This is a genomic window from Pseudoalteromonas sp. SWN166 (assembly GCF_015864485.1).
Classification (GTDB): domain Bacteria; phylum Pseudomonadota; class Gammaproteobacteria; order Enterobacterales; family Alteromonadaceae; genus Pseudoalteromonas.
Map to the genome: position 1 here is coordinate 1 of NZ_JADYXB010000072.1, position 3,899 is coordinate 3,899.

The following is a 3,899-nucleotide window of genomic DNA, read 5'->3' on the forward strand; positions in this document are numbered from 1 at the left end:
ATCAAGTAACCAATGACTAAGCATAAAAATACCCTCATAATCAAAAGATGATAAGGGTATTGTGAAGCAACCAAAAGATCGGTCAACCGATCAAAAATACCTTAACTGATCGGTGTTAACTTTTCAGTGGCTTTTAAAGGTTAATTATTTTACTGGTTATTAATCAGTCACAACCTCAGGGTTGGAAACTAATAACATCCGTCCGCGAGCAGCTAAGTAAGTAGCTACTTGCAACTGCATTTCTGCATTAGCGGCAGCACTGCCTTCAACAGTTGCAGCCTGTGCAGCATCTTGAGCTGGTGTTAATATAGAACCATGATGCCCTTTAGTAAATTTAACTAAGTAGCTTGCTGGTGTTTCACTCAATGCTTGCGAAGAACTTACTGTCTCAAGACCCATCAAGTTAGCTAATGGAATTGTGCCAGAAATAGGATTATTAGCTGCCATTGGTGGTATCACTTGGTCAGGCTTGTTATCAACACCATCACCCACAACAACATTAGTATAAACAGGAGTACCTAATGCTTTCACAGTGGCTGCGTAGTTCGTTGGATCACCACTATCTAGCGCTGTTTGCGCCGCAAAAGCAAACTGTGTAAATACACCTTGAATGTTAGTAAGTTTAGTCGTTTCACCCGCAGTGGTAAGTGATGCAATATATTCGTTGTAACCACACGTCAAGTAAGCTTCCATGTCTGGTATTAATGAGCCACAGTTAGAAACTGCATCTCCTTGTAAGTATGCAGTAAATTCATCAGCTTCTGTTGTACCCGCTTGTGAAAGTACTGAACCTTGAATAAATGGACCAAACGCAGCAGATTCAAGTAAGAAGCTTGCTATACCGCCACCACCACTTGCAAGAGCTACTGTGTTTACATTAAATAGCGGATCAAGCGTTTCTGCCATTGGCGTATTAGCTTGAGCAATAAATGCTGGAGCAACAATAGAACCTAGCGAATGCCCAATGTAGGTAACGTCTTTACTATTAATAGTTGTATCGTTAATAAAGTTTAAGCCTAAACGAAGGCCTAATAAATCAGCAGCCGATTGACGTAAGCTATCACGTGCAACAAGTAATGAACTTAAGTTCATGTAACTAAGCACAGAACCTGTTGTTGCATTAAAGTCGTCTGTTCCATCACCATCAACATCTATCCCGCGCTCACCATGTCTTGGATGGTCAATAGCAACCGTTGCAAAGCCTTGAATAGAAAGCTGCGCAGTTAAAGCAAGCATACTTTCTTTTTGTGTTGTAATACCGTGCTGCATAATCACAACAGGCCATCCACCTTCAGGCATAGCGATAGGATCTAATTGTAACTGTGCACGGACACCATTAATTATCGGTAAAATAGGTTTAGTAACTTGCACTGGCACATTTGCCATGCTTTGTACTTTTGGAATTGAGTTGTATTTTGTTAAATGACGTGTGCTGTCTAGTCCTAAGTCACGTAATTGTCCGTCACTTAATGCAGAACATAAACCATCATTTTCACTAATAGGATCTGTCGGAAATGCATCGCCTGCAACGGCCTTATAACCAATTATTGCCACCGCGTTATCACACATACCTTGCCAATATGTATCACTTAAATCACTAATATCAGTACCCGTTGGCGTACCTAAATACATCGGTAACATAATGCTACCTTTTTGATATTGCACACCAGAGAAAGCAGCAGAGACTTCTACACCCTGAGAAGCAAATACTTGTTGTACATTTACCATAGGCTGTTCAGGAACTTGAAGCGCAGGAGTTGGTAACGCAGGCTGTTGCAAGCTTGCAGCTAGCAATTTTTTAATTGTCCCGAGTACCGGGCCTGCTGATTGAATAGTCATCGCACTAGAAAAAATAATATCTTCTTTTGCGATATCTCCTGAACTTACAACTACATTTTCGTAACTGTTAACAGCACCCTGCAAACCAAGTTGAGCTTCTGTAATTAATGGCGCTTCTTGTTTAACCAGCCCATAAGTAGAAGAAGGCTCAATAGAACGCCCTAATGAATCTTTAAGACCAGTAGTTAATACATTGATGTATGAGCTACCTGCCGTAAATGGTTTTAAAGGAATAATTGCAACGCCATCACCTGAAGCTTGAGTAACAAAGTCAACACCAAAAGTAAGCTCACCGACCAATTTACAAGCAGTACCGGCAGCTACAACTGAACATTCTGCATCAGTTAAACTTGCACCCATTACAACTTCAAAAATTCTTACTGTACCAGGGGTCCCAGCAGACGCTTCATCTAAACTCACATTTGGTGGGAATGTTAAATCGATTTTATAAGGAACCTGCGAAGACCAACCATCAAGTGCACCTAGTGCAAGTTGAGGGTTTGCATAAGCTGCGCGCGAAATAGACACATTGTTGTCATCTAATTCACCAGGAATATTAAGTGTACCGTCTTGAGTTCCACTCATTAATAAATCATTAGGTACCGATAAGATACCTGCTGCTGGATCAAATGTAACTGTTGCTGTTGGGATAACTGGTGCTGTGTCGTTCTTGACATCTGTTAACGTTTCTCCACCGCCACAACCTGCTAAAGCAGCTGTAACCGAGAGTGAAAGTAGCATTTTTTTCATATTGTTGGCTCCGCACGTATTTTATTTTTATAGTGTGTTTAATCAGTGTATTAAGTTAAAACAATGTAATCAGGTTATTAATGAGACATTAGACCAGTTAAACTTAACGTAAAGTTTCTATTTTCGCCACCTAATTTTACAATAAATTCGATTACTTCACGTTTCGCTATGTTAAAATCAAAAAAATTATATGAATTGGTACTTTTATGCACACATATCAAGCAGCTGAAAACGCACTTAAAGATAAAGTTATTTTAATAACAGGCGCCGGTGATGGTATTGGCCGAGTTGCAGCAATTACGTATGCAAAATACGGCGCTACAGTTATCTTATTAGGAAAAACAACTAATAAACTTGAATGTGTTTACGATGAAATTGTTAATGCTGGCTACCCTAAACCTGCAATAGTCCCTATGGATTTTAAAGGCGCAACGAAGCAAAACTACCGTGACCTTGCTGCAACAATCGAATATCAGTTTGGCCGCCTTGATGGGTTGCTTAATAATGCAGGTATTTTAGGGTCGCTTGGTCCACTTGAACATTTTTGCTCGTCAACGTTCGAAAACATAATGAAAGTAAACGTCACTGCACAAGCGATGATCACTAAAGCACTTTTTCCCGTTCTTCGTAAATCTGATAATGCATCGATAGTATTTACGTCATCAGGTGTAGGCCGTAAAGGCCGTGAATTTTGGGGACCATACGCCATCTCAAAATTTGCAGTAGAAGGTATGATGCAAACATGGGCATGTGAAGTAGGTAAAACGAATATTCGTATAAACTGTATTAATCCAGGAGCTACTCGCACTTCAATGCGTGCAGCTGCATATCCTGGCGAAGATAGAGACACGCTTGCTACACCAGAGGATTTAATGCCAACCTACTTATACTTGATGAGCGATGACTCTAGTGAAGTGAATGGCGAATCGTTAGATGCTCAAGAAAAAAGTAATACCAATTCGCTTAATTAAGTGATCTATTTTGAGGGAAGAAAATCGTGTCGATAACAAGGCAAAAATTTCGTTATTTAGTTGTTCTATATCAGAAGTTTTTAACGTAGTTAACGTCAGATTTAACCCCTCAAATTGATTAAGTATTATTGCGGATTGGTATAATTTAAAGTTTAAATAATTTAAACAGCACACATTAAAAAAGCCGCAATTAGCTAACACCATTCAGTTAAGCATGCTTTGACTTAATGGTGTACCGAGTTTTTGAAATTCGAACGGTCCTACTTTTGGGCCGTTTTCTTTTTTCTGGAAGAATATAACGTTTCACTCGTTCTCGCATTGCCCTTAATTTCTTTGGAA

The 3,899-nt window shown here is 39.5% G+C and carries 2 protein-coding genes; one reads left to right on the forward strand and one right to left on the reverse strand.

The genetic code is table 11. From position 1 onward, the window contains the following. Nucleotides 1-159: 159 nt before the first annotated feature. Entirely contained in the window at nt 160-2,589 is a 2,430-nt protein-coding gene (locus I6F49_RS19940) for a VolA/Pla-1 family phospholipase (RefSeq protein WP_197118141.1), read from the reverse strand. A gap of 206 nt (nt 2,590-2,795) precedes the next feature. Here I6F49_RS19940 and I6F49_RS19945 point away from each other — a divergent pair, with 206 nt between their 5' ends. After that, nucleotides 2,796-3,560, forward strand: coding sequence for a YciK family oxidoreductase (locus tag I6F49_RS19945; RefSeq protein ID WP_197181725.1), 765 nt, complete (start codon nt 2,796-2,798; stop codon nt 3,558-3,560). Nucleotides 3,561-3,899 lie beyond the last annotated feature (339 nt).